Below are 24606 nucleotides of genomic sequence, written 5' to 3' on the forward strand. Positions count from 1 at the left end.
TGCTTCGCCGCGCGTGGACGGTGCAGGCAGAAATCGCTTGAGAACGCGCTCTCATGCGCGATTTCTGCCTGACGCGCCGATCGTGCCTCAGGCGGCCGCGGCCGTGCGCGGGAAGATCCGGGCGAGCACGTCGGCCAGGGTGATCACGCCGATGCCTTCCGGGGTGGACACGACGGCGAGGTGGTTGCGCGTCTCACGCATCGAGGCCAGGGCGGTGTGCAGCGGCGTGGCCGGATCCAGGGTGTAGGCAGGGCGTGCCAGGTCGGTGACGGGCCGGTCGTCCGGTTCGAGGAGCACGTCGCGCACGTGCACGACGTGGGTCGGGTCGCCGTCGCTGTCCTGGACCAGGATGCGCAGGTGACCGGAACGGTCGGCGGCGGCACGCACGTCTGCCGCCGTGGCCGCACCTGGGACGGCGGCGAGCGGGGCGTGGCCCGCCACGAGGTCGGCGACCGTGAGGCGGCGCAGGTCCAGGGCGCCGGAGATCTGGTCGGAGTACACGGCATCCAGCGCGCCGACGTCGGCCGAGTGCTCCACCAGGTGGCGCAGGTCGTCCGGGGAGCGCCCGGAGGCGACCTGCCCGGTCGGTTCCACGCCCACCCTGCGCAGGCACCAGTTCGCGGCCTCGTTCAGCGCGATCAGCACGGGGCGGGTCAGCCACATGAATGCGCGCATCGGCAGGGCCAGCAGGGTCGCCGAGGTCTCCGGGTGGGCGATCGCCCACGACTTCGGCGCCATCTCGCCGACCACGAGATGCAGGAACGTGACGACGATCAGCGCCAGGACGAACCCGGCGACGTCGGCCACCCAGTGCGGCGCACCCCAGGTCCCCAGGACCGGTGTGATCCAGTGGTGCACGGCGGGCTTGGTGACAGCGCCCAGGGCCAGGGTGGCGATCGTGATGCCGAGCTGTGACCCGGCCAGCAGGACGGTCAGCTCGTTCGACGACCGGAGCGCGGCGCGCGCCGACCGGCTGGATGCGGCGGCGTCCTCCAGGCGGTGCCGCTTGGCGGCCAGGACGGCGAACTCGATCGCGACGAAGAATGCGCTGGCGGCAATGATCAGGAGGGTGACAACGGTCACGACCACGGGGTCGCTCATCGGGCGGCCTCCTCGGACTCGGTGTGTGCCGGGGCGTGTTCCTGGGTGGTGTGGCGCTGTCGTGCGCCGCGCGGTCGTTCCTCGACCGTGACACGCACCTGAGCGGGCACGTGGCGCGAGATCTCCAGGACCCGCACCTGCAGCACCCGGTCTGGTGGCGGCTCCGGGTCGGCCAGGTCGGCCGGGTCGTCCGGCAGGTCGATGTCCACCGACTCGCCCACCTCCAGCAGCGAGCCGTGCGTCGCGACCGCCAGGCCGGCAATGGTCTCGTGCTCCGTCGCGGGCAGGTCATGCCCCACGGCACGCTCCACCTCATCCAGGTGCACGTCACCGGCCATGATCCAGACGCCGTCGTCATCAGACGTGAGCGGCGGCTGCTCCGGGTCGTCATGCTCGTCGGTGATCTCGCCGACCAGTTCCTCGGCCAGGTCCTCGAGTGTCAGCACGCCGGCGAAGCCACCGTACTCGTCGATCACGCAGGCCATCTCGTTGCTGCTGGAGGACAGTTCCCGCAGGGCGTCAGGCAGCGCCATCGCGGCCGGGAGCACCAGCGGCGGGCGCGCGACGGTCGTGACCGGGGCATCATCGGGCACTCGGCCCGAGAGCAGGTCGGTCATGTGCACGACGCCGACCGCCTCGTCCCGAGTCACGACAGGGAACCGCGAGTGGCTGCGCGCCATGAGCGCCTTGACCTCACCGACCGTCACGTCGGGCGCCACCGTGTCCACGCGGGAGCGCGGGATCATCGCATGCCCCACGTCCCGGCGCGGGAAATCCAGGATCCGGTCGAGCAGGTTGGACAGATCCGGGGGCAGGTCGCCGCTCTCGCGCGAGTCCGCCACGATGTGCTCCAGGTCCCGCGCCGTGGCCGAGTGCTCGACGTCGTGGACCGGCTCGATCCGCAGCAGCCGCAGCAGGGCGTTGGAGGCGGCGTCGAAGACCCGCACGAGCCAGCCGAACGCGGCAAGGTACAGAGTGGTGGAGCGCGCCAGCCACAGCGACACGCCCTCAGGGCGCGCGATGGCGAGGTTCTTCGGGAACAGCTCCCCGAACACCATCTGCACCACCGTCGACAACACGAGCGCCGCGACCGTACCGATACCGACCCCGACGGCGGTGGGCACGCCGACGTCGTCGAGACCGTCGCCGAGCGCGGCGCCGACCAGCGGTTCGGCGACGTACCCGACCAGCAGGCCGGTCACGGTGATGCCGAGCTGGGCGCCCGAGAGCATGAAGGAGGTGCGCCGGGTGACCGACAGGGCGCGGCGGGCGGCGGCATCACCGGCCTCGGCGCGGGCCGCGAGGCGGGAGCGGTCCACGGCCATGTAGGCGAATTCCTGGGCCACGAAGTAGCCGGTCAGTGCGGTGATGGCCAGGATGACCACCACGCCCAGCAGAAGAGAGAGCACCCAGGTCATCGGGCACACCTCCCGAAGAGCTGTGCGTGTGCCTGGGTGTTCGTACTTCGACTGTCGTCCATGATCCTTCCGGGAGGTCGCCGATCCTGAACTTTCTCAGGGACCGGATGGTCAGAAGCGGCACCCACGATGGGTGCCGCCGGTACCAACGTACTGGAGACCTCGCCGGTTCCGCGCCATCCATGCGGCTCGGGGCAACGCGCCGGCCGCTCGAAGATGCTCATCCGGCACACGCCGGGCCCGCGGCCCGGCAGACGCACAGTCCTCTGCGAGAATCGGCGCGTGAGCGCCCGCACCCCCGCCCCCGAACGCGAATGGCTGGGGCAGCAGTGGAACAATGCCGTGACCAGCTACTTCCTGCTGATCGGCGCCACCGGGCTGCTGACCGTGATCGGGCTCGTCATGGTGCTGTCCAGCTCCGCGGTCACCTCGATCGCCGACGGCGAGTCGCCGTACGCCCAGTTCCTCTCCCAGGCGCAGTACGCGCTCATCGGGCTGCCCGTGATGGTGGTCGCCATCCGCATCCCCGTGCGCTGGTACAAGCGGATCGCGCTGCCCGCGCTGCTCGCCGTCGTCGTGCTGCTGCTCCTGGTCATCTTCCTCGGTGAGATCCGCAACGGGCAGCAGAACTGGCTCGTGCTCGGGCCCGTCAGCTTCCAGCCGTCCGAGCTCGCCAAGCTGGCGCTCGCCCTGTGGATCGGCACGGTGCTCGGGCGCAAGCACGCGCTGCTCGGGTCGTGGTCGCACGCGGTGATGCCCGCCGTGCCCGGCGCCGTCGTCGTGCTCGGGCTCGTGCTGGCCGGGGGCGACGTCGGCACGGCGATCATCCTCGGGCTGCTGGTCGCCGGCGCCCTGCTCGTGGCGGGCGTCCCGCCGGGCCTGCTGGCCGCCGGGGCGCTCGGGGCCGGCGTCGTCGGCTGGGTGGCCGTCGTGCTGCAGGACAGCGGCGACCGGCTCGGCCGCATCCTGGCGACCTACGGCGCGGACTGCGACGCCGCCGGCGAGTGCTACCAGTCCCTGCACGGCATGTTCGGCCTCGGCACGGGCGGGCTGCTCGGCGTCGGGCTCGGCGCGAGCCGGGAGAAGTGGTCCTACCTGCCCGAGGCGCACAACGACTTCATCTACGCCGTCATCGGCGAGGAGCTCGGCCTGCTCGGCACCCTGCTCGTGCTCGGCCTGTTCGCCGTGCTCGGGCTCGCGATGAGCCGCATCGTGCGGCGGCACACCGACCCGTTCGTCAAGGTGACCACGGCCGCCGTGGCGTGCTGGATCGTGGGGCAGGGCCTGGTCAACATCGGCGTCGTCATCGGGCTGCTGCCCGTCATCGGCGTGCCGCTCCCGCTCGTCTCCGCGGGCGGGTCCGCGCTCATCACCACGATGGGCGCGCTCGGGATGGTGATCTCCTTCGCCCGCACCGAACCCGGCGCGGCCGAGGCGCTCGCGGCCCGCGGCAGCGTGGTGCGCCGCTCGCTCGCGGTGCTGGGGGCGGCGACCCGGCGGCGCGGGTGAGGACGAGGCGAAGCGATCACGCCTGCGGCGACGCGGCGGAGAAGGCGAGGGGCGGCGCTGCAGCGGACATCGTGACGGGCGGCCGCGACGGCGAGCCAGGGCACCCGGCTCGGGCGATCCCCGTCAGCGGGTGACCGGTAGGTCCGGGGACGAGACGTCGTAGACCGACGCGTCCGGCTCGGCCTTGCGCAGCGTGGTCGCGACCTCGATCTTGAGCTCCAGCCGGTCGCTGCTGCCCCAGATGACTTCGGCGCCGTCCGGCAGGCGGGTGCGCACGTCGTCCTGCGTGCGCGCCTGCACCGCCGTGACCTGCTTGGCGAGGCCGCGGGGCAGGGCCGCCATCACGTCGAGGGCGGCGAAGAGGGCCGCACGGGCGGTGTCGTCGTCGGACAACGGGGCGTCCACGACGGGCACGTCACCCGGCGCCGTCGTCGTGCCGACCCGCACGCCCTCGTCGTCGAGCAGCGCGTACCGGCCGCCGGCCGGCACGGCCACGACGGGCTCGCGCGACGTGAGCCGGATCGTCAGGCCGTGCGGCCAGGCGTGGGCGACCCGCGCGTCCTTGACGCCGTTGAGCGTCAGCAGCCGCGCGCGGAGCGTCACCGTGTCCACCCGGGGCAACGGGACGCCCCGTGCCGGGTCGATCTGCGCGCGCACGTCGGCGGCGTCGATCGTCGTGCCCGTGCCGGTCACGGTCACCTCGGCGGGGTCGAGCGCGAACAGCGGCGAGAAGAAGGCCCCCCAGACCAGGCCCAGCGCGACGGCCGCGCCGCCCGCGGCCCATGCCGCGCGGCGCCAGAACCGGCGCCGGTCCTCGGCGCGGCGTTCGGCGTCCCGTTCGGCGATGCGGCCGACGACGCTGACCGGTCCGCTCGTCCCGGTGCCTCGGGCGTCGGGCCCGCCGGCCGGCCTCGGCGCGCGGACAGGTGATCTGCGTGCCGTGCCGCTCGCCGTTCCGGATACCGCCCTGCCTTGTGCCGTCCCTGCTGCCGGAGCGTCGCCCGGTCCGCCGGTCGTCCTCGCGTCGTCGGCCGCAGGCGGGCCGCTCGCCGTGCTGTCGCCGTGCCGGCCGGACCTGCGCGCCGTCGTCCCGGCGGAGGATCCGCGTGCGGGGGCAGGCTTGCTGCCGGGCCTGCCCGGGCCCGTGGGCTTCCTCCCCGCCGGGGACGACGGCGGCCGCATCAGCGGGCGGTCCCTGCGGGGGTGAGCTCGCCGGCTGCCTCGCGCTCGGCGAGGCGGGCCAGGATCTCCGGGCCGAGCTTGGTCACGTCCCCGGCCCCGACCGTGAGCACGAGGTCGCCCGGCCGGGCGAGGCCCGCGGCGAGGCGCGCTGCCTCGTGCATGTCGTCGACCGCGTGCGCGGTCCGGGCCGGCATGAGGTCGGTGATCGTGCGCGGCCCCACCGACGGGTCCGGGTCCTCGCGCGCCGCGTACACGCCCGTGACGACGACGACGTCGGCCGCCCCGAGCACCCGGGCGAAGTCCGCTGCGAAGTCCCGCGTGCGGGAGAACAGGTGCGGCTGGAACAGGGCGACGACCCGGCCCTCGCCCGCCACGGTCCGCGCGGCCTCCAGGAGCGCGGCCACCTTGGTGGGGTGGTGCGCGTAGTCGTCGACGACGCGCACGCCCCCGGCCTCGCCCTTCAGCTCGAACCGGCGGCCCGTCCCCACGAACGCGCGGGCCGCGGCCACGGCGTCCGGCGCCGGGACGCCGAGCAGCACGGCGGCCACGACCGCCGCGGTCGCGTTGAGCACGTTGTGGCGGCCCGGCACCGACAGCCGCAGCGTCAGCGGCTTGCTGCCCAGGACGTCACCCGTGAGCACCGCCGTCGACCCGTCCGCGGCCGTGGCCACGTCCGAGATCCGCACGCCCGCGTCCGCGGACTCGCCGTAGGTCACCACGTTCCCGCCCGCGGCGGTCACCCGGCCGGCGACCGTCCGCGACCCGGTGTCGTCGGCGCAGGCCACGAGCGTGCCCCCGGGCCGCAGCCGGCCGGCGAACTCCACGAACGCGTCGTGGATGGCCTCGGCCGTGCCCCAGTGGTCCAGGTGGTCCGGCTCGACGTTGGTCACGATCGAGACGACGGGCTCGTAGTTGAGGAACGAGCCGTCGGACTCGTCGGCCTCCGCCACGAGGATGTCGGATCCGCCCAGGTGCCCGCCCGGCGTCTCGCCGTCCGCGGTGCGCACGGTGCTGCCGATGGCGTACGACGGATCGGCCCCGGCCTCCCGCAGCACGGCCGCGAGCAGCGCCGACGTCGTCGTCTTGCCCGCGGCTCCCGCCACCGCCACGCCCCGGCCGCCGGCCATCAGCGCGGCCAGCGCCTCGGACCGGTGCAGCACGCGGGTCCCGGCCGCCCGCGCGGCGGCGAGCTCGGGGTTGGTCTCCCGCACGGCACTGGAGACGACGACGGTGTCCGCGCTGGCCACGTACGCGGCGTCGTGCCCCACCCGGACGGGGACGCCCGCCGCGCGCAACCGCGCGACGGCGTCCGAGTCGACGCCGTCGGACCCCTGCACCGGCACGCCGCGGGCGTGCAGCAGGTGGGCGATGACGGACATGCCGGCGCCGCCGATGCCGATCATGTGGACCCGGCCGAGATCGGCGGCGAGCCCGGCGGCGTCGTGCGTCACGCGATCGCCTCCGCGACCAGGTCGACGACGCGTGCCGCGCCGTCCCGGATGCCCGCCGTGGCGGCGCCCTTGGCCATCACGCCGAGCCGCTCGGGATCGCCGAGCAGGCCCGGGACGGTGCCCGCGATCCAGTCCGGGGTCAGATCGGCGTCGTCGACCAGCAGGCCGCCGCCCGCCTGGACCACCGGCGCGGCGTTGAGCCGCTGCTCGCCGTTGCCGATGGGCAGCGGCACGTAGACGGCGGGGACGCCGAGCGCGGCGAGCTCGCTGACCGTGCCGGCGCCGGCGCGGCACACGACGAGGTCCGCGACGGCCAGCGCGAGCTGCATCTCGGACAGGTAGTCGCGTACCTGGTAGCGGGCGGCGTCGTGGGGCGGCAGGGCCGCCACGATCTCGCGGACCGGGCCGTCCTTCTCCTTGCCGGTCAGGTGCAGCACCTGCGCCCCGGTCGCGAGCAGGGACGACGCCGCCCCGCTGATCCCGCGGTTCAGGTTCAGCGCGCCGAGCGAGCCGCCGGTGACCACCAGGGTGCGGCGGGCCGGGTCGAGGCCCAGGGCCGCGGCGGCCCGCGCGCGTGTCCCCGCGGGATCCTGCTCCAGCTCGCCCACCAGCTGCGCGATCTCGGCGCGCAGCGGCAGCCCGGTCAGCACGCCGCCCTTGAGCTGCGTGCCCGGGAACGTCAGGCCCACCTTGGCCGCCCAGCGCGAGCCGAGCTTGTTGGCCAGGCCCGGGCGGGCGTTCTGCTCGTGGATCACCACGGGGATGTCCTTGCGGCGCGCCGCGAGGTACGCCGGGGTCGAGACGTAGCCGCCGAACCCGACCACGGCCTGCGCGCCGATCTCGTCGATCGCGGCCTCGGCGGCGTGCACGGCCTCGCGCAGCCGGCCGGGCAGCGCGAACAGATCCGCGGACGGCCGGCGCGGCAGCGGCACGCGCGGCACGTGCCGCAGCTCGTAGCCCCGGGACGGGACCAGCTCGGCCTCCAGGCCGGTCGCGGTCCCCAGCGCGAGCACGCGCGCGCCGGGCTCCCGGCGGCGGATCTCGTCCGCCACCGCGAGCAAGGGGTTCACATGTCCGGCTGTGCCGCCTCCGGCGAGCACCACGGACTGGACGTCTGCCATCTTCACCTCTGTAACGAATGCGCGATCAGCTGCCTGCGGCGCCCACGCTACTGCAAGGGGCGGCGGCATCCGGGGACGTCCGGGGACATCGCCGAGGGGACGTCGCCGCGCGCGCCCCGAGGGCTCCCGGGACGTCACGATCGAACTACATGCCTGTGATTTGCGTGTGCATCGCGGCGCGACACGCGCGACGATGTTCTTGGCCCCGCCGTGGCACGCACATACCGTCGGTGTCAGAGACAACGTGACATAACGCTAACCCTCTACCTTAACCTGAGACTTCTCAGGACACCAGGGGGTCAGGGGCGAGGTCGCAAGGACCCGGATCGAAAGGCGACGACGTGGCAACTCCGCAGAACTACCTGGCAGTGATCAAGGTGGTCGGCATCGGGGGCGGTGGTGTGAACGCCGTCAACCGCATGATCGAGGTCGGCCTCAAGGGCGTCGAGTTCATCGCGATCAACACCGACGCCCAGGCCCTCCTGATGTCCGACGCCGACGTCAAGCTCGACGTCGGCCGTGAGCTCACCCGCGGCCTCGGCGCCGGCGCGGACCCCGAGGTCGGCAAGAAGGCCGCCGAGGACCACGCCGAGGAGATCGAGGACGTGCTGCGCGGCGCGGACATGGTCTTCGTCACCGCGGGCGAGGGCGGCGGCACGGGCACGGGCGGCGCGCCCGTCGTGGCGCGGATCGCGCGCGGGCTCGGCGCGCTGACCGTCGGTGTCGTGACGCGCCCGTTCACGTTCGAGGGCCGGCGCCGCGCCGTCCAGGCGGACCAGGGCATCGAGAACCTCCGCGAGGAGGTCGACACGCTGATCGTCATCCCGAACGACCGGCTGCTGTCGATGTCGGACAGGAACGTCTCGGCGATCTCCGCCTTCCACTCGGCCGACCAGGTGCTGCACTCCGGTGTCCAGGGCATCACCGACCTCATCACCACCCCGGGCCTGATCAACCTCGACTTCGCCGACGTGAAGTCCGTGATGCAGGGCGCCGGGTCCGCCCTCATGGGCATCGGCTCGGCGCGCGGCGAGGACCGCGCGGTGCAGGCCGCCGAGCTGGCGATCAGCTCGCCGCTGCTGGAGGCGTCGATCGACGGCGCCCACGGCGTGCTGCTCTCCATCCAGGGCGGCAGCGACCTGGGCCTGTTCGAGGTGCACGAGGCCGCCCGCCTCGTCCAGGAGGCCGCGCACCCGGAGGCGAACATCATCTTCGGCACGGTCATCGACGACGCCCTCGGCGACGAGGTGCGGGTCACCGTCATCGCCGCCGGGTTCGACGGCGGCGTCCCGCAGCAGCGCAAGGACTCCGGCGCGCTGGGCACGGTCGCGGGCGGCCGTTCGTCGCGCCCGCCGACCACCCAGCTGCCTGCGGTCACCTCGGACGCGGCACGCAAGGCGCCGGAGCCGGTCCCGGCGCCGCCGGCGGACGGCCGCCCGGCGTCCTACCCGCCCGCGGCGGTGACCGCGCTGCCGCGCGTCGTCGCCGACGACGGCGGCGACGACGTCCCGGACAGCTTCGACGAGCCCGCGGTGGTGGTCACCCCGGCGTTCAACCGCCAGAACATCGAGGTGCCGCCGGTGTACGACGAGCAGCCGCGCCGCGTGGTCGAGGAGCTCGACGTCCCGGACTTCCTCAAGTGACCCGGCAGCGCATAAGCTCGTCGGCGTGACAGGGGGAATCACCGTACCGGCGGCCTCGACGAGCGCCGGCGCGGAAGCTGGTGTCGCCGCGATCCGGGTCGACCTCGGCGCGGGCGTCAGGGCGTTCTTCACGACCGCGGCCGGCGGGGTCTCGCCGGCGCCCTGGGCGGGGCCCGCGGGCGGTGGCCTCAACCTCGGCCTCAACGTGTCCGACGACGCCGGGCGGGTGCGGGCGAACCGGGCACGTCTCGCCGCGGAGCTGGGGCGCGCGCCGGCCGGGCCGCCGGGCGGCGACCCCGAGCGCGTGCCCGTCGCGTTCGCGACGCAGGTGCACTCGGACCGGGTCATCGTGCTCGGCGCCGCGGAGCGCGAGGCGTGGTCCGCGGGCCCCGCCGGTACCCCCGACACGGCGGGCGAGGGCGACGCGCTGGTGACCGCCCAGCCCGGCCTCGGCCTGGGCGTGCTGGTCGCCGACTGCGTGCCGGTGGTGCTGGCCGATCCCGTCGCGCGCGTCGTCGCCGTCGCGCACGCGGGCCGCAAGGGGACCACCGCCGGGGTGGTGCTGCGCGCGCTCGCGGCCATGGAGGAGCAGGGGGCCGAGCCCGGCCAGACGCGGGCCGCGGTCGGCCCGGCGGTGTGCGGCCGCTGCTACGAGGTGCCGGAGGCGATGCGCGACGACGTCGTCGGCGTCGTGCCCGAGGCGTTCGCCGAGACGTCGTGGGGCACCCCGGCGCTCGACCTGCCCGCCGCCGTGGCGGGGCAGCTGACAGCCGCCGGCGTCACGGTGACCCGGGTCCCGCACTGCACGCTCGAGGACGACGCGTTCTACTCCCATCGCCGGGCGACCGCGCGCGGCGCGACCACCGGCCGGCAGGCCGGGGTCGTCGCGCTCGTCTGACCTGCGCAAGCACAGCGGCGTAATTCAGGCTGCGGTCGCTGAACAACTTTGGCAAAGTTGGTCACCGCGCGGCGTGTCGCACTTCGGTGTCGGATCGCGCCGGGCTACGTTTGTCAAGCCGCACGCGTCGTGCGGTGTCAGTGGGTTGACAGTCAGGGCCGGAAGAAGGATTCGCTAGAGGGCGGACGAACGGAGAGTGCGATGGCCGGAGCGCTTCGAAAGACCATGCTGTATCTGGGCCTCGCCGACGAGCAGGGCGAGCGGGACACGTACTACGACGAGTACGAGGACGCGGAGGAGACCGTGCAGGATCACCGACACGCGCAGGTCACCCCGTTGCATCCCGCCGGCACGCCGGAGGTCCCGCTGTCGACGACGGAGCTGCGCCGGATCACCACCGTCCACCCGCGCTCGTACAACGACGCGCGGATGATCGGCGAGGCGTTCCGCTCCGGTACGCCCGTGATCATGAACCTCACCGACATGGACGACGCCGACGCGAAGCGCCTGGTGGACTTCTCGGCCGGCCTGATCTTCGGCCTCCACGGCTCCATCGACCGCGTGACGAACAAGGTCTTCCTGCTGTCGCCCGAGCACGTCGAGATCGCGGGCGAGGAGCAGGTCACCGAGCCGCAGCCCGGTTCCAAGGGCGGCTTCTACAACCAGAGCTGACTCTCCCGGCGACGGTCCGGCCCCGACGGGGGGCCGGACCGTCGTCCGTGTAAGTTGGTCCCGTGGCTTTGTTCTGGGGAATCATCGGCTTCGCGCTGTTCGTCTACATGCTGCTGCTCATCGGGCGCCTCATCTTCGACTGGGTGCAGTACTTCGCCCGTGACTGGCGCCCGTCGGGCATCGTGCTGGTGCTCGCCGAGGCGATCTACACCGTCACGGACCCGCCCCTGCGGCTCCTGCGGCGGATCATCCCGCCGCTGCGCCTGGGCGCCATCCAGTTGGATCTTGCTTTCATGGCTCTCTTTTTTCTGGTGGTTATTGCCAGATCCATCGCCAACACTCTTGCCGTCGCTTCGGCATGAGTGTGAGCCGCGTCATGCGGGCTCCGGTACGCTTGTGATGAATTCGTGATCGGGCCCAGTCCTGGTGTCCGCCACGGTTTCGATCCGCTAACGTGGGTTCCCGGCAGGTGCGTCGTGGCTTCCCGCAGGGTGAGCCCGGTTGCGTATCGGCGAGTAATTTCGGCTTCAAGGCATTGAGGTGAACATGCATGGCACTGCTGACCGCTGAGGACATCCTCAACAAGAAGTTCTCCGCAACGAAGTTCCGCGAGGGCTACGACGTGGAGGAAGTCGACGACTTCCTCGACGAGGTCGTGCGCACCCTCACCTCCGTCCAGGAGGAGAACGAGGGGCTGCACTCCAAGCTGGCCGCGGCCGAGCGCCGGATCGCCGAGCTCTCGCGCGGCGAGGGTGCCGCCGGGCGCCAGCCGGTCGCCGCTCCCGCCCCGGTGGCCGCGCCCGTGGCCGCCCCGATGCCGCAGGCCGCCCCGGAGCCGGAGAACGCCACGGGCATGCTCCAGCTGGCCCAGAAGCTGCACGACGACTACGTGCGCTCGGGCCAGGAGGAGGGTGACCGCCTGATCACGGAGGCGAAGGCCGAGGGGGCGCGCATCGTGCGCGACGCCGAGGAGACCAGCCACCGCACGCTGTCGCAGCTCGAGCAGGAGCGTTCGCTGCTGGAGCGCAAGATCGACGAGCTGCGCCTCTTCGAGCGGGACTACCGCACGCGCCTCAAGAGCTTCCTGCAGAACCTGCTCGGTGACCTGGACGCCCGGGGCTCCGCGCTCCCGCAGGGCCGGGGTGCGCAGCCGCAGGCTCGCCCGGCCGAGATGGCGCAGGGCATCTGAGCGAGGCCTGACGCCGAGCGCCGGCGTCGTCCACGACCTCAGTGCCACCGGCGCGCGGCGGCATCGGAAGCGGTCCGTACAACCTGGGAATCGTCGTTCGATCGGCGAGTCCCGTTGTGCGGACCGCTTCTTGTGCTTACGCTGCTCGGACTTGACCGGGGTGGTACGTGAAGGGGATTCGGATGACCAAGATTTCGATGACGACGCGCGAGGTGCTGAAGCAGTCGTTTCCAAACCTTGCCAAGGATGTGAAGCACTTCCCGGTGCGCGACGGCGAGGAGCCGTGGACCCTGCACGAGGTCGAGGAACTCGCGGCCCTCCTGCTGGACGACAAGGAGCGCCTCCAGGGCGAGCTGCGCGCGGCCGACGCCGAGCTCAGTGACCTGCTGCGGAACTCGGGTGACGGCGCCGGCGACGACCAGGCCGACTACGGCTCCAGCGCGCTCGAGCGCGAGCAGGAGCTCACGCTGGTGAACAACATGCGGGACCTGCTCGACCAGACGTCCCACGCGATCGAGCGCATCGCCGCGGGCACGTACGCGACGTGTGAGGTCACCGGGCTTCCCATCGGAAAGGCGCGGCTCCAGGCATTTCCCCGGGCGACGCTTTCCGTGGAGGCGAAGGCCCGGGAAGAACGTCGCTGAACCCTTTCCGGCCGGACCGGAAAGCCACGAGGACCGGCGAAATGCTCCGACTTTCCAGCATTTCGCCGACCATTCAATGAATAGCCGCCATCGGCCGGATTCGTACCGTGAATCCGGCCGTTGCCGTACCCGGGCGCAATGGGGTTCCGGCCCGGGACGGCGCCCGCCGTGCGGCATGGCAGAATTCCGGTGATGTCAACACGCGCGCAGAACGAGAACGTGACCGGCGAGGGTCGCCCGGGCCCGGCCCGGGCCTCCGGGGGGAACCGGGCGCTGCTGGTCCTCACGGGGACCCTGGCCGTCGCGGTCCTGGTCGTGGACCAGCTGACCAAGTGGTGGGCGGAGTCCGCGCTGAGCCCGGGCGGTGAGCCCGTCCAGCTCGTCGGGGAGCTGCTCCAGCTGCGTCTCGTGTATAACCCGGGCGCCGCGCTGTCCATCGCCACCGGCATGACGTGGGTCCTGACGATCATCGTGGTGGTCGTCGTGATCGCGATCCTGCGCCTGATGCGGCGGATCGGCTCGCGCGGCTGGGCCGTGTCGCTCGGCCTGCTGCTGGGCGGCGCCGTCGGCAACCTGGTGGACCGCCTTGCCCGGGACCCCGGCTTCGCGCGCGGGCACGTGGTCGACTTCATCGACTACGCGGGCCTCTTCGTCGGCAACGTCGCCGACATCGCGATCGTGGTCGCGGCGGTGTGGATCGCGGTCCTGTCGGTCCGGGGCATCGGCGTCGACGGCCGGCGGGAGGGCGAGCAGGCCCCGGCGTCGTCGGACGGCGGCGGGGCGGAGCCCGGCGGCCCGGGCGAGGCCCGGCACGCCGACGGGTCCGCCGCCTGATGGCGCTGCGCATGCTGCCCGTCCCGGACGGGCTCGACGGCGAGCGCGTGGACGCCGCCCTCGCGCGGATGCTCGGGTTCTCGCGGACCCGGGCCGCCGAGCTGGCGGCGTCGGGCGCGGTGCGGATGGATGGGGCGGAGGTCGGCAAGTCCGACCGCGTCGTGGCCGGGGCCGGCCTCGAGGTGGACGTGCCGGACGAGCGGCCGGCCGCCGAGGTCGTGGCCGAGCCCGTGGAGGGCATGGGGATCGTGCACGACGACGACGACCTCGTGGTCGTCGACAAGCCGGTCGGGGTGGCCGCCCACCCGTCGCCGGGCTGGACCGGCCCGACCGTGGTGGGCGCGCTCGCCGCGGCGGGGTACCGGATCTCGACGTCGGGGGCGCCGGAGCGCCAGGGCATCGTGCACCGGCTGGACGTGGGCACGTCGGGCCTGATGGTGGTCGCGAAGTCGGAGCACGCGTACACGGAGCTCAAGCGGGCGTTCAAGGAGCGGACGGTCCAGAAGGTGTATCACGCGCTCGCGCAGGGGCATCCCGACCCGACGTCGGGCACGATCGACGCGCCCATCGGGCGGCATCCCGGCTCGGACTGGAAGTTCGCGGTGACCGCGGACGGGAAGCCGTCGGTCACGCACTACGAGACGCTTGAGATGCTGCCCGCTGCCTCGCTCGTCGAGGTGCACCTGGAGACCGGGCGGACCCATCAGATCCGGGTGCACTTCGCGGCCGTGCGGCATCCGCTGGTGGGCGATCTCACGTACGGGGCGGACCCGGTGCTGGCGTCGCGGGCGGGGCTGACCCGGCAGTGGCTGCACGCCCTGCGGCTGGGTTTCACGCATCCGGGCACGGGCGAGTGGCTGGAGGTCGCCTCGGTGTACCCCCGGGACCTGGCGGCGGCCCTGGACGCCGTGGGAGGCGACTACCGCTGAGGATCGCGCGTCGCCGCTGCCGTGTCAGAGGGGCCGCATAAGATCGCTCCATGCCGACCGCCACCACCTCTGCCGGGTCCGATTTCGTCCATCTGCACGTCCACACCGAGTTCTCGATGCTGGACGGGGCGGCGCGCATCGGTGACCTCATGGCGGAGGTCGCCAGGCAGGGCCAGACGGCGATCGCCACCACGGACCACGGGTACCTGTTCGGGGCGTACGACTTCTGGTCGCAGGCGCAGAAGGCGGGCGTCAAGCCGATCATCGGCGTCGAGGCGTACATCACGCCCGGCACGAGCCGGTTCGACCAGACGCGCGTCCGGTACGGCGAGCCGGGGCAGGAGTCCGACGACGTCTCGGCGCGCGGCGCCTACACGCACATGACGCTGCTGAGCAAGAACAACACGGGCATGCGCAACCTGTTCCGGGCCTCGTCCCTCGCGTCGCTCGAGGGGCAGATGGGCAAGTGGCCGCGCATGGACCGCGAGCTGCTGGAGCGGTACTCCGAGGGGCTCATCGCGACGACGGGCTGCCCGTCGGGCGAGATCCAGACGCGGCTGCGCCTGGGGCAGTGGGACGAGGCGGTGCGGCAGGCCGGCGAGCTGCAGGAGATCTTCGGGGCCGAGAACTACTACGTGGAGCTGATGGACCACGGGCTCGAGATCGAGACCCGGGTGACGAAGGAACTGCTGCGGCTGGCCGAGCACATCGGCGCGCGGCTCGTGGCCACGAACGACCTGCACTACGTGCGCGAGGACGACGCCACCAGCCAGGAGGCGCTGCTCGCGATCAACTCCGGCTCCACGCTGGACGACCCGAACCGGTTCAAGTTCGACGGCACCGGCTACTACGTGAAGTCCGCCGCCGAGATGCGCAAGGTCTTCCGCGAGCTGCCCGAGGCGTGCGACAACACGCTGCTCATCGCCGAGCAGTGCGAGGTGTCGTTCGACACGAAGGCGAACTACATGCCGCGCTTCCCCGTGCCCGACGGGGAGGACGAGATCTCGTGGTTCGTCAAGGAGGTCGAGCGGGGCCTGCAGCGGCGTTACCCGGGAGGCGTGCCGGACGAGGTCCGCAAGCAGGCGGAGTACGAGACCGAGGTCATCATCCAGATGGGCTTCCCGGGGTACTTCCTGGTGGTCGCGGACTTCATCAACTGGTCCAAGGACCAGGGGATCCGCGTCGGGCCGGGCCGCGGCTCGGCCGCGGGCTCGATGGTGTCCTACGTCATGGGCATCACGGAGCTCGACCCGCTGGAGCACGGCCTGATCTTCGAGCGGTTCCTCAACCCCGAGCGCGTGTCCATGCCCGACGTCGACGTGGACTTCGACGAACGCCGGCGCGGTGAGGCGATCAGGTACGTCACCGAGAAGTACGGCGACGACCGCGTGGCGCAGATCGTCACCTACGGCACCATCAAGGCCAAGCAGGCCCTGAAGGACTCCGCCCGCCTGCTCGGGTTCCCCTTCGCGATGGGGGAGAAGCTCACCAAGGCGATGCCGCCCGCGGTCATGGGCAAGGACATCCCGCTGTCCGGGATCTTCGACGCGAAGCACGACCGGTACTCCGAGGCCGCCGAGTTCCGCCAGCTGCACGACACCGACCCCGAGGCGCAGCGCGTGGTCGAGCTGGCGCGCGGTATCGAGGGCCTGAAGCGGCAGTGGGGCGTGCACGCCGCGGGCGTTATCATGTCGAGCGAGCCGCTGATCGACATCATCCCGATCATGAAGCGCCTGCAGGACGGCGCGATCATCACGCAGTTCGACTACCCGACGTCCGAGGGCCTCGGCCTGATCAAGATGGACTTCCTGGGTCTGCGCAACCTCACGATCCTCGACGACGCCCTCGAGAACATCGAGATGAACGGCAAGGACGCCGTCGACATCGAGAACGTCGGCCTCGACGACCCGGCCACCTACGAGCTGCTCGCCAGCGGCAACACGCTCGGCGTGTTCCAGCTCGACGGCGGCGCGATGCGCGCCCTGCTGCGGCAGATGCGGCCCGACAACTTCGAGGACGTCTCCGCCGTCATCGCCCTGTACCGGCCCGGCCCGATGGGCATGAACTCGCACACGAACTACGCGCTGCGCAAGAACGGCCAGCAGCAGATCGAGGCGATCCACCAGGAGGTCAAGGAGCCGTTCGCGGAGATCCTCGACGAGACCTACGGCCTCATCGTCTACCAGGAGCAGGTGCAGCGCGCCGCCCAGATCATGGCCGGCTACTCGCTCGGCCAGGCCGACCTGCTGCGCCGCGCCATGGGCAAGAAGAAGCCCGAGGTGCTGGCCAAGGAGTACGTCAACTTCGAGAAGGGCGCCAAGGAGAAGGGCTACAGCGACGCCGCGATCAAGGCCGTCTGGGACACCCTGGTCCCGTTCGCGGGCTACGCGTTCAACAAGGCGCACTCCGCCGGCTACGGCCTCGTCGCGTACTGGACCGCGTTCCTCAAGGCGAACTACCCGGCCGAGTACATGGCCGCCCTGCTGCAGTCCGTGGGTGACAACAAGGACAAGATGGCGCTCTACCTCAACGAGTGCCGTCGCATGGGCATCACCGTGCTGCCGCCGGACGTCAACGAGTCCTCGGCGAAGTTCACGGCCGTCGGCGGGGACATCCGCTTCGGCCTGACGGGCGTGCGGAACGTGGGGCGCAACGTGGTCGACGCGATCGTGGCCGCCCGCGACGAGAAGGGCGCCTACACCTCGTTCACGGACTTCCTCGACAAGGTCCCGGCCGTGGTCTGCAACAAGCGCACCATCGAGTCCCTGATCAAGGCGGGCGCGTTCGACTCGCTCGGGCACACCCGCCGTTCCCTGCTCGTGGTGCACGAGCAGGCGGTGGACTCGGTGATCAGCGTCAAGCGCAAGGAGGCGGAGGGGCAGTTCGACCTGTTCTCGGACCTCGGCGGCGGCGCGGACGACGCCGCGATGGGTTTCGCGGTCGACGTGCCCGACCTGCCGGACTGGGAGAAGAAGCAGAAGCTCGCCTTCGAGCGCGAGATGCTCGGCCTGTACGTGTCGGACCACCCGCTGTCCGGCCTGGACCACGTGCTGTCCCGTTCGTCGGACACGTCGGTGGCGTCGCTCATCGGCGACGGCGACCGGCCGGAGAACTCCGTGGTCACGGTCGCGGGCCTGCTCACCTCGGTGCAGCGCAAGATGAGCAAGAACGGCAACCCGTGGGCGGCGGTCACGCTGGAGGACCTGGAGGGCGCCGTCGAGGTCATGTTCTTCGGCGAGACCTACCTCGCCTACTCCACGGTGCTCGCCGAGGACCAGGTCGTGGCGGTGCGCGGCAAGGTGCGCAAGCGCGACGACCAGGTCTCGCTGCAGGCCATGGAGGTCGCGTTGCCGGACGTCACGGTCGGCGCCGATTCGCCGCTGGCCGTCACGGTCCCGCACACCCGGGCCGTGGAACCGGTGATGGTGCGCCTGCGCGAGGTCCTCGCCGACCACCCGGGCTCCGCCGAGGTCCACGTCGCGGTGGACGAGCCGGGCAAGCGCACGGTGGTCCGCGCGGCGGACGCGCTCCGCGTCGACAAGACGCCCGCGCTGTTCGGCGACCTCAAGGCGCTCCTCGGCCAGAACTGCCTGTCATGAGCGGGACGACGACGCCGGGCGGCGGGACCTCCGCTGCCGGTGCCACCGCGGGTCCGGCTGGTCCCAGCGACGGCGACCGCCTGGCGGGCCCGGACGCGAACGGCCGCTACGACGACCGCGACCACGAGCGCTTCGCCCTGGTCCCGGCCGCGTACGTCATGCTGCGCCGGTCCGGCGCGGACGGCTCACCCGAGGTGCTGCTGCAGCTGCGGCAGAACACCGGGTACCGCGACGGTCACTGGGCCTGCGCGGCGGCCGGGCACGTCGAGGCGGGCGAGTCCGTCCTGACGGCGGCCGTGCGCGAGGCCCGGGAGGAGCTCGGCGTCACGGTGGACCCCGCCGACCTGCGCCCGCTCACGGTGCTGCACCGCGGCGAGCCGGGCGGCCCGGCGATCGAGCAGCGCGTCGACTTCTTCTTCGAGACCACGACATGGCAGGGCACCCCGGCGATCCAGGAGCCCGGGAAGGCTGCCGGGCTCGCCTGGTTCCGGCCCGACGCCCTCCCGGACCCGGTCGTGCCGCACGAGGCGACGGTCCTGGCGGCCCTGAGCGCGCGGGAGTCCGGCGGCCCGGAGGTGCCCCGCGTCCTGGCCCTGGGCTTCTGACCGCCACCGGGTGAGCCGAGGGCCACGCCGGCGTCGTCGTCGTGCACGCACCTCACGTGCCTACACTCGCCCGGTGATCCAGCTCAACCCCGAGCGGCTCGTCTTCGTGACCGAGCGGCACCTCGCCACCCTGACCACCCTCCGCGCGGACGGCACGCCGCACGTCGTCCCGGTGGCCTTCACCTGGGACGCGGGCGCCGGCGTCGCCCGCGTCACGACGAACCGGAACTCGGCCAAGGCGCGCAACGCCCGCGGCTACGCGGCCGACGGCGCGCCGCCGCGCGCCGCGCTCTGCCAGGTGGACGGCGGCCGCTGGCTCACCCTGGAGGGCACGATCGAGGCGGTCGAGGACCCGGCCGAGATCGCCGACGCCGTCGCCCGCTACGCGCGCCGCTACCGGCAACTCGGCGAGAACCCCGACCGCATCGTCCTGCGCCTCACCCCCGACAGGTCCATGTCCAGCACCTACATGGCCTGACCGGATCCGCCCCCCGCCCGCGGGCGAGGAGCGGCCGGCGGGACCGCGGGAGGTCAGATCCAGCCTTCCTCCCAGGCGCGGTGGGCCGCCGCGTGGCGGGTCGCGACGCCGAGCTTGGCCATCGCCGCCGACAGGTAGTTGCGGACCGTGCCGGGCGCGAGGTGGACGGCCGCGGCGATCTCGTTCACCGGCGCGCCGGAGCGGGCCGCCCGCAGCACCTCCAGCTCGCGGTCCGTGAGCGGGCAGTCGTTCTCGGTCAGCGCCGAGGCGGCGATCTCCGGGTCCACGTAGCGCCGCCCGGCGGCGACGTCGCGGATGATCTCCGCGAGGCGCGACGCGGGCGTCGACTTCGGCACGAAGCCCCGCACCCCGGCCGCCAGCGCGCGCCGCAGCACGGCGGGGCGGGCGTGGCGCGTGACGAGCACGCAGTGCGCGGGCAGCTCCCGGCGGATCCGCTCGGCCGCGTGCAGGCCGTCGGCGGGCGGCATCTCCAGGTCGAGGACGACGACGTCGGGCCGGTGCCGCAGTGCCAGCTCGACCGCGTCGGTGCTGGTCGCGGCCTGCGCGACCACGGTCAGGTCGTCCTCCAGCTCCAGCAGCGCGGTGAGGGCCTCGCGCAGCATCGTCTCGTCGTCGGCGACGAGCAGGCGGATCATGCGGCTACCGCCGCGGGGTCCACGAGCGCCGCCACGGCGAAGCCGGTGCCGGTCCGTTCCCAGGTGAGCGTCCCGCCGACGACGGCGAGGCGTTCGCCGAGCGACACGAGCCCGGTCCCCCCGGAGCGTTCGGGGCCGGGCGGTGCCTGGCCGGCGGGTGACCCGGCGTGTCCCCCGGTCCCGGCCGGGCCGACGGGGCCCGCGACGTCGTCGCCGGTGCGCCCGGGCGCGGCGCCGTCGTCGGTGATCTCCAGGAGGGCGCGGCCGGCGTCGTCCCGGAGGGTGATCGTGGCGTGCGCCGCATGGCTGTGGCGCAGGATGTTCGTGGTGGCCTCGCGGACGACGAGGCCGAGCAGGCCGCGGTGGGATCCGGCGAGGCGCCCGGCGACGGCGTCGTCGACCGCGACGCGGGCGTCCACGCCGGCCGCGGCCAGGACGCGCGACGCGTTGGTGATCTCCGCGTCGAGCGTGGTGCGCCGGTAGCCCTGCACCACGGCGCGCGTCTCGCGCAGCGCGTCGCCCGCGAGGCGCTGGACCTCGCGCATCTCGGCCGCGGCGCGTTGCGGGTCGGCGTCGGCCAGCCGCGCGGCGAGCTCGCTCTTCAGGGCGATGACCTGGAGATGATGGCCCTGGACGTCGTGCAGCTCGGCGGCGAAGCGGAGGCGCTCGTCGGCGACGGCGAGCGCGCCCGCCAGCCGCCGGGCCTCCTCCAGCCGCGCGGCCACCTGCCAGGCGCGCAGCATGCCGAGCATCGCGGGCCCGAACGCCGCCACCATCAGCAGGGGCATCCAGGTGGCGTGCGCGACGTCGGGCTCGCCCTGGGCCAGGGCCGCCGCCGCTCCGGCCAGCGGCAGCACCACCGCGCCCGCCCCGAGCCCGGTCCAGGCGCCCCGCGGCGGCAGGAACAGCACGAGCACCGCGAGCGCGGCGGCCGGGACCAGCGACCACATGCCGAAGTTCCCCGCGGCCAGCGGTACGATCCCGCCCGCGGCCGCGGCGACGGCGAGCCCCGCGACCAGGGCGCGGGACGGCGGCTCGTCGCGCAGCCGGGCGGACAGCAGCACCCCGGAGATCACGATCGTGGCCGCGGCCGCGAGGCCGGTGACGACCCGGGCGCCCAGGGGGACCGCCGGGTCGAGCATCCAGTCCCCGACGATCAGCCCCAGGATGCACGCGACCGTGCTTGCCAGCCCCCACCACACGTTGCGCCGGAACGCGGTGAGCCCGGCGTCGGGGACCGCCGGGCCCGCGCCGGTCCCGGACGGTCGGGTGCCCGCGACCCGGCCCGCTCCGGGAACCGGATCCGCGGCGGATCGCGACCACGTGTCCATGCCGCCATTGTGGCAGCGGCGGGGCTGCTCAGGGGCGTCGCCGGCGCGGTGGATGACATCTGTCATGCCGGCCGGTGACACCCGCTGGCCGATCGGTCGTGATCCGGCACTACGACGACGCCGCGGGGGACGGGAGCGTAGGAGGGGTCGCGGCGAGGTCCGCCGCGACGGGACGAGGGAGACGACCATGACCGACAACGCCCTGCATCATGACGTTCCGCACGACGTCGCCCCGCGCACGCACGGCGACGCGGACGAGCACCCGCCCGCCGCGCGACGCCGCGACCGGGCCGGCCGGCCGTCGCCGGCCCGCGCCACGCTCCGGTTCCTGCTCCACCTCGCCGAGATGATCGTCGCCATGGTGGCGGGGATGGTGCTGCTCGCCCCGCTCTGGGACCTGGGCGCGGCCGCGGTCGGCGCCGAGCGCGTCCTGGCGCGGCCGGACGTGGGCGCGCTCGTCATGCTGGCCGACATGCTCGTCGCGATGACCGTCTGGATGCGCGTGCGCCGCCACGCCTGGCGGGCGATCGCGGAGATGGACGCCGCGATGGCGGCCCCGTACCTGGTGCTGCTCCCGCTGCTGTGGGCCGGCGTGCTGGACGGCCCCGGCCTGATGGTCTGGAGCCACGTGGTGATGGTCCCGGCCATGGCCGCGGCGATGTGGTGGCGCCGCGCGGAGTACACCGGGCACCCGGCCGGGCACGCCGGAGCCCACGGCCTCGACCTGCGCTGGCTCGCCCGCCGCTGGCCGGTGCTCCCGGCGCTCGCGCTCATGACGCTCACCCTGCTCGGGGGCGGCGACGTGCCCGCCTGGATCCTCGCGCCCGTCGCGGCCGTCTACCCGGTGATGGGCGCGCTGCGCCGCAGTATCCGCGGCCTGCCGATGTGGCGGCTGCAGCTGGCGGGCCTGGTGGTGTTCGCCGGGATCGCGCTCGTCGCCGTGGCGCTCGGCGCGACCACGGCGGCCGCCTTCGTCCTGGCGGCGGGGCTGCTGGGTCACGCGGTCTGGGACGCGTTCCACCACCGCGCCGGAGCCGTCGTCTACCGCTGGTACGCGGAGTCCTGCGTGGTCTACGACATCCTGCTCGCCCTCGCAGTCGTGGCCGCCGCCGTCGCCTGACGGCTGTCAGTCCCGGGCGGCGGGCAGCCGGAGCTCGAACCGCGCGCCGCCCTCCGGGGCGTCGGAGACGACGACGTCGCCGCCGTGCCGCCGGGCCACGTCGCGGGCGATCGCCAGGCCGAGCCCGGCCCCGCCGTCGTCCCGGCTGCGGGCGTCGTCGAGCCGGACGAAACGCTCGAAGATCCGCGTCCGTTCCGCCGGCGGGACGCCCGGCCCGTCGTCGCCGACCGCGACGACGGCCGTGGTTCCCTCCTGCCCGACGGTGAGCGTGACGCGCCCGGCGGCGTGGCGCTCGGCGTTGTCGAGCAGGTTGCGCAGCACCTGTCCCAGCTGCGAGGCCGATCCGTTCGTCTCGGCGGGCCGGTGGACGACGACGTCGACGATCGGGCGCCGTGCCGCGTGCTCGTGCGCGAGGAGCGTGAGGTCGACCCGGCCCGAGGCCGGCCGTTCCCCGGCGTCGAGGCGGGCGAGCAGGAGCAGGTCGGCGGCGAGTTCCTGGAGGCGTTCCGCGTCGTGCAGCACCTCGGGCAGGTCCAGGAGCTGCGGGTGGGCGACGGCCACCTCCAGCTGCGTGCGCAGGGAGGCGATCGGGGAGCGCAGCTCGTGGGAGGCGTCGGCGACGAACCGGCGCTGCCGGTCCACGGAGCGCTGCAGGTGGTCGAGGGTGTTGTTGGTGGTCTGCGCGAGGCGGGCGATCTCGTCGCCCGTGCCGGGCTCCGGGACCCGGCGGTGCAGGTCGCTGCCCGCGGTGATGGCCGCCAGCTCGGCCCGGATCGCCTCCACCGGCCGCAGCGCCCGGCCCGTGACCAGCCATGTCACGAGCGCGACGACCACCAGGACGGCCGGGCCGCCCACGAGCAGGAGCCGGGTCAGGTTCGTGACGGTCTCCTCCTCCTGCGACAGGGACGCGGCCGCGTAGACGACGGCCGGCGTGCCGTCCGCGGTGACGGTCCGGGCGGCCTCGACGTGGAAGCGCTCGCCGGGCGAGCTCGCGGCGTCGCCGAAGCTGATCCCGCCGTCCGGGGTGACCGGCAGGGTCAGGGTGCGGGACGCGATGTCGAGACCCGGGAGGGGCGACGCGGCCGGGGACCTTCCGTCGTCGCTCTCGTCGTCGTCGTCATCATCATCGTCATCGTCGTCTCCCCCGTCCGCGTCGCCCGGCGGCGTCGGGACGGCCGCCCGCGGCCGGTGGAAGTCCGCGATCGCGGGCTCGGAGGCCAGCGTGGCCGACGACGCCAGCACCCGCCCGTCCCGGGTCACGACCTGCACCGGGGTCTCGCTCCCGACCACGCCCGCCAGGCCGTCCAGGTCGCGCCGCGCGGTGCCCTGCACCTCGGCCGCGACGGTGAGCGCGGTGGACTCCGCGCGGAGCTGGATCGTGTTCAGGAGGCGGTCCTCCAGGACCCGGATCGTCAGGATCCCGGTCAGCAGCAGCGCCGCCGCGACCACCAGGGTGGCGCCCAGCGTGGCGCGGGCGCGGACGCTACGCACCGGTTCCTCCGGCGTCGCCCGCGTCACCGGCGTCGACGAGCCGGTAGCCGGCGCCGCGCACCGTCTCGATGCGGTCCGGCCCGATCTTGCGGCGCAGCGCGCTGACGTACACCTCCACGATGTTCACGTCGCCGTCGTAGGCCAGGTCCCAGGCGTGCTCCAGGATCTCCCGCTTGGGGACCACGTCGCCCGCCCGGGCGGCGAGCAGTTCCAGGACCGTGAACTCCTTGGCCGTGAGCGGCACCGGCCGCCCCGCCGCCGTCACCCGCCGGGAGCCGGGGGAGACGACGAGATCCCCGACCCGCAGGTCCGCCCGCCCTGCCCGCGCGCGCCGCAGCAGCGCGCGGACGCGGGCCAGGAGCACCACGTACGAGAACGGCTTGGTGAGGTAGTCGTCGGCGCCCGAGTCGAGTCCCTCGGCCTCGTCGTACTCGCCGTCCTTGGCGGTCAGCATCAGCACGGGGACGTCGAGGCCCATCGCGCGCAGGGAGGTGACGACGTCGTACCCGTTGGTCCCGGGCAGCATGACGTCGAGGATCACGAGGTCGTACGGCTGCTCGACGGCGCGGCGCAGGCCGCGCGTGCCGTCGTGCTCCACGTCGGCGTCGAAGCCGTCCGCGGTCAGCCCGGCGGCGAGGGAGCGGGCGAGGCGGGTCTCGTCCTCGACGATCAGCAGGCGCATCCGACGAGTCTCGCAGACTCCCGCGCGGGGACCTGAAGGAGTCCTCAGCATCG

General features: G+C 73.3%; 22 protein-coding genes. 13 read left to right on the plus strand and 9 right to left on the minus strand.

What is annotated here, in order from left to right; genetic code table 11:
• Positions 1-87: 87 nt before the first annotated feature.
• Positions 88-1101 carry a CNNM domain-containing protein gene (locus ABD208_RS17930; RefSeq protein WP_344105590.1) on the minus strand — a complete coding sequence of 338 codons (1014 nt, stop codon included), beginning with the start codon at positions 1099-1101 and terminating at the stop codon, positions 88-90.
• Positions 1098-2519: a hemolysin family protein gene (locus ABD208_RS17935; protein ID WP_344105592.1), complete on the minus strand. Its 1422-nt coding sequence runs from the start codon at positions 2517-2519 to the stop codon at positions 1098-1100. The genes ABD208_RS17930 and ABD208_RS17935 overlap by 4 nt, the downstream gene beginning before the upstream one ends.
• A 282-nt stretch (positions 2520-2801) precedes the next feature.
• On the opposite strand from ABD208_RS17935, the gene ABD208_RS17940 reads away from it, so the two are divergent.
• A complete protein-coding gene (locus tag ABD208_RS17940; protein ID WP_344105594.1) occupies positions 2802-4028 on the plus strand; it encodes an FtsW/RodA/SpoVE family cell cycle protein in 1227 nt (408 codons plus the stop codon).
• 123 nt (positions 4029-4151) lie between these two features.
• Here ABD208_RS17940 and ABD208_RS17945 read toward each other — a convergent pair whose 3' ends face one another.
• Genes ABD208_RS17945 through murG form a run of 3 tightly spaced genes read right to left on the minus strand, consistent with a single transcriptional unit; the run spans position 4152 to position 7782 of the window.
• The gene (locus ABD208_RS17945) at positions 4152-5210 is read right to left on the minus strand and encodes a cell division protein FtsQ/DivIB (RefSeq protein ID WP_344105597.1); all 1059 of its coding nucleotides are present in this window, start codon (positions 5208-5210) and stop codon (positions 4152-4154) included.
• Positions 5210-6661 (minus strand): UDP-N-acetylmuramate--L-alanine ligase, encoded by a 1452-nt coding sequence (gene murC / locus ABD208_RS17950; protein ID WP_344105599.1) that lies wholly within the window; start codon positions 6659-6661, stop codon positions 5210-5212. The genes ABD208_RS17945 and murC overlap by 1 nt, the downstream gene beginning before the upstream one ends.
• A complete protein-coding gene (gene murG / locus ABD208_RS17955; RefSeq protein ID WP_344105602.1) occupies positions 6658-7782 on the minus strand; it encodes an undecaprenyldiphospho-muramoylpentapeptide beta-N-acetylglucosaminyltransferase in 1125 nt (374 codons plus the stop codon). Before murG ends, murC begins: the two co-directional genes overlap by 4 nt.
• 341 nt (positions 7783-8123) lie before the next feature.
• On the opposite strand from murG, the gene ftsZ reads away from it, so the two are divergent.
• The 11 genes from ftsZ to ABD208_RS18010 all read left to right on the plus strand — a co-directional run bounded on the left by ftsZ (position 8124) and on the right by ABD208_RS18010 (position 19273).
• Positions 8124-9425, plus strand: a complete 1302-nt coding sequence (ftsZ, locus tag ABD208_RS17960) for a cell division protein FtsZ (RefSeq protein WP_344105604.1) — start codon at positions 8124-8126, stop codon at positions 9423-9425.
• Positions 9426-9450: 25 nt separating this feature from the next.
• Positions 9451-10323: a purine nucleoside phosphorylase YfiH/LACC1 family protein gene (locus ABD208_RS17965; protein WP_344105606.1), complete on the plus strand. Its 873-nt coding sequence runs from the start codon at positions 9451-9453 to the stop codon at positions 10321-10323.
• 201 nt (positions 10324-10524) lie between these two features.
• The gene (locus ABD208_RS17970; RefSeq protein WP_344105608.1) at positions 10525-10995 is read left to right on the plus strand and encodes a cell division protein SepF; all 471 of its coding nucleotides are present in this window, start codon (positions 10525-10527) and stop codon (positions 10993-10995) included.
• A gap of 62 nt (positions 10996-11057) precedes the next feature.
• The gene (locus ABD208_RS17975) at positions 11058-11357 is read left to right on the plus strand and encodes a YggT family protein (protein ID WP_344105610.1); all 300 of its coding nucleotides are present in this window, start codon (positions 11058-11060) and stop codon (positions 11355-11357) included.
• A gap of 188 nt (positions 11358-11545) precedes the next feature.
• On the plus strand, positions 11546-12184 hold the full coding sequence (locus tag ABD208_RS17980; protein WP_344105612.1) for a DivIVA domain-containing protein: 639 nt from the start codon (positions 11546-11548) through the stop codon (positions 12182-12184).
• Between the two features lie 182 nt (positions 12185-12366).
• Positions 12367-12828 carry a TraR/DksA family transcriptional regulator gene (locus ABD208_RS17985; RefSeq protein ID WP_344105614.1) on the plus strand — a complete coding sequence of 154 codons (462 nt, stop codon included), beginning with the start codon at positions 12367-12369 and terminating at the stop codon, positions 12826-12828.
• Between the two features lie 192 nt (positions 12829-13020).
• Complete coding sequence (locus tag ABD208_RS17990) at positions 13021-13662, plus strand: signal peptidase II (protein ID WP_344105616.1); 642 nt, start codon at positions 13021-13023, stop codon at positions 13660-13662.
• Positions 13662-14591, plus strand: a complete 930-nt coding sequence (locus ABD208_RS17995; protein ID WP_344105618.1) for an RluA family pseudouridine synthase — start codon at positions 13662-13664, stop codon at positions 14589-14591. Before ABD208_RS17990 ends, ABD208_RS17995 begins: the two co-directional genes overlap by 1 nt.
• Before the next feature lie 50 nt (positions 14592-14641).
• The gene (gene dnaE, locus ABD208_RS18000) at positions 14642-18190 is read left to right on the plus strand and encodes a DNA polymerase III subunit alpha (RefSeq protein WP_344105620.1); all 3549 of its coding nucleotides are present in this window, start codon (positions 14642-14644) and stop codon (positions 18188-18190) included.
• Positions 18187-18795 (plus strand): NUDIX hydrolase, encoded by a 609-nt coding sequence (locus tag ABD208_RS18005; protein WP_344105622.1) that lies wholly within the window; start codon positions 18187-18189, stop codon positions 18793-18795. Before dnaE ends, ABD208_RS18005 begins: the two co-directional genes overlap by 4 nt.
• A gap of 73 nt (positions 18796-18868) precedes the next feature.
• The gene (locus tag ABD208_RS18010; RefSeq protein WP_344105624.1) at positions 18869-19273 is read left to right on the plus strand and encodes a pyridoxamine 5'-phosphate oxidase family protein; all 405 of its coding nucleotides are present in this window, start codon (positions 18869-18871) and stop codon (positions 19271-19273) included.
• 53 nt (positions 19274-19326) lie between these two features.
• Here the strand turns inward: ABD208_RS18010 and ABD208_RS18015 are convergent, their stop codons facing one another.
• Both ABD208_RS18015 and ABD208_RS18020 read right to left on the minus strand, forming a co-directional pair.
• The gene (locus tag ABD208_RS18015) at positions 19327-19929 is read right to left on the minus strand and encodes a response regulator transcription factor (RefSeq protein WP_344105626.1); all 603 of its coding nucleotides are present in this window, start codon (positions 19927-19929) and stop codon (positions 19327-19329) included.
• Positions 19926-21260, minus strand: a complete 1335-nt coding sequence (locus ABD208_RS18020) for a sensor histidine kinase (protein ID WP_344105628.1) — start codon at positions 21258-21260, stop codon at positions 19926-19928. The genes ABD208_RS18015 and ABD208_RS18020 overlap by 4 nt, the downstream gene beginning before the upstream one ends.
• A 187-nt stretch (positions 21261-21447) precedes the next feature.
• Between ABD208_RS18020 and ABD208_RS18025 the strand changes: the two genes are divergently transcribed.
• Positions 21448-22380: a hypothetical protein gene (locus tag ABD208_RS18025; RefSeq protein WP_344105630.1), complete on the plus strand. Its 933-nt coding sequence runs from the start codon at positions 21448-21450 to the stop codon at positions 22378-22380.
• A gap of 6 nt (positions 22381-22386) precedes the next feature.
• On the opposite strand, the gene ABD208_RS18030 is transcribed toward ABD208_RS18025, so the two are convergent.
• Positions 22387-23871, minus strand: a complete 1485-nt coding sequence (locus ABD208_RS18030; protein WP_344105632.1) for a sensor histidine kinase — start codon at positions 23869-23871, stop codon at positions 22387-22389.
• Positions 23864-24553: a response regulator transcription factor gene (locus ABD208_RS18035; protein WP_344105634.1), complete on the minus strand. Its 690-nt coding sequence runs from the start codon at positions 24551-24553 to the stop codon at positions 23864-23866. The genes ABD208_RS18030 and ABD208_RS18035 overlap by 8 nt, the downstream gene beginning before the upstream one ends.
• Positions 24554-24606 lie beyond the last annotated feature (53 nt).

The sequence above is a fragment of the Myceligenerans crystallogenes genome, assembly GCF_039529775.1.
Taxonomy (GTDB): Bacteria; Actinomycetota; Actinomycetes; order Actinomycetales; family Cellulomonadaceae; genus Myceligenerans; species Myceligenerans crystallogenes.

What these genes read in the sequence shown, in the direction of transcription:
- ABD208_RS17985 (WP_344105614.1), top strand. Translation starts at nt 12,367, where the DNA reads ATGACCAAGATTTCGATGACGACGCGCGAGGTGCTGAAGCAGTCGTTT.
- ABD208_RS17935 (WP_344105592.1), bottom strand. Translation starts at nt 2,519, where the DNA reads ATGACCTGGGTGCTCTCTCTTCTGCTGGGCGTGGTGGTCATCCTGGCC.
- murG (WP_344105602.1), bottom strand. Translation starts at nt 7,782, where the DNA reads ATGGCAGACGTCCAGTCCGTGGTGCTCGCCGGAGGCGGCACAGCCGGA.
- ABD208_RS17995 (WP_344105618.1), top strand. Translation starts at nt 13,662, where the DNA reads ATGGCGCTGCGCATGCTGCCCGTCCCGGACGGGCTCGACGGCGAGCGC.
- ABD208_RS18020 (WP_344105628.1), bottom strand. Translation starts at nt 21,260, where the DNA reads ATGGACACGTGGTCGCGATCCGCCGCGGATCCGGTTCCCGGAGCGGGC.
- ABD208_RS18005 (WP_344105622.1), top strand. Translation starts at nt 18,187, where the DNA reads ATGAGCGGGACGACGACGCCGGGCGGCGGGACCTCCGCTGCCGGTGCC.
- ABD208_RS17945 (WP_344105597.1), bottom strand. Translation starts at nt 5,210, where the DNA reads ATGCGGCCGCCGTCGTCCCCGGCGGGGAGGAAGCCCACGGGCCCGGGC.
- ABD208_RS18025 (WP_344105630.1), top strand. Translation starts at nt 21,448, where the DNA reads ATGACCGACAACGCCCTGCATCATGACGTTCCGCACGACGTCGCCCCG.
- ABD208_RS17930 (WP_344105590.1), bottom strand. Translation starts at nt 1,101, where the DNA reads ATGAGCGACCCCGTGGTCGTGACCGTTGTCACCCTCCTGATCATTGCC.
- dnaE (WP_344105620.1), top strand. Translation starts at nt 14,642, where the DNA reads ATGCCGACCGCCACCACCTCTGCCGGGTCCGATTTCGTCCATCTGCAC.
- ABD208_RS18035 (WP_344105634.1), bottom strand. Translation starts at nt 24,553, where the DNA reads ATGCGCCTGCTGATCGTCGAGGACGAGACCCGCCTCGCCCGCTCCCTC.
- ABD208_RS17980 (WP_344105612.1), top strand. Translation starts at nt 11,546, where the DNA reads ATGGCACTGCTGACCGCTGAGGACATCCTCAACAAGAAGTTCTCCGCA.
- ABD208_RS18015 (WP_344105626.1), bottom strand. Translation starts at nt 19,929, where the DNA reads ATGATCCGCCTGCTCGTCGCCGACGACGAGACGATGCTGCGCGAGGCC.
- ABD208_RS17990 (WP_344105616.1), top strand. Translation starts at nt 13,021, where the DNA reads ATGTCAACACGCGCGCAGAACGAGAACGTGACCGGCGAGGGTCGCCCG.
- ABD208_RS17970 (WP_344105608.1), top strand. Translation starts at nt 10,525, where the DNA reads ATGGCCGGAGCGCTTCGAAAGACCATGCTGTATCTGGGCCTCGCCGAC.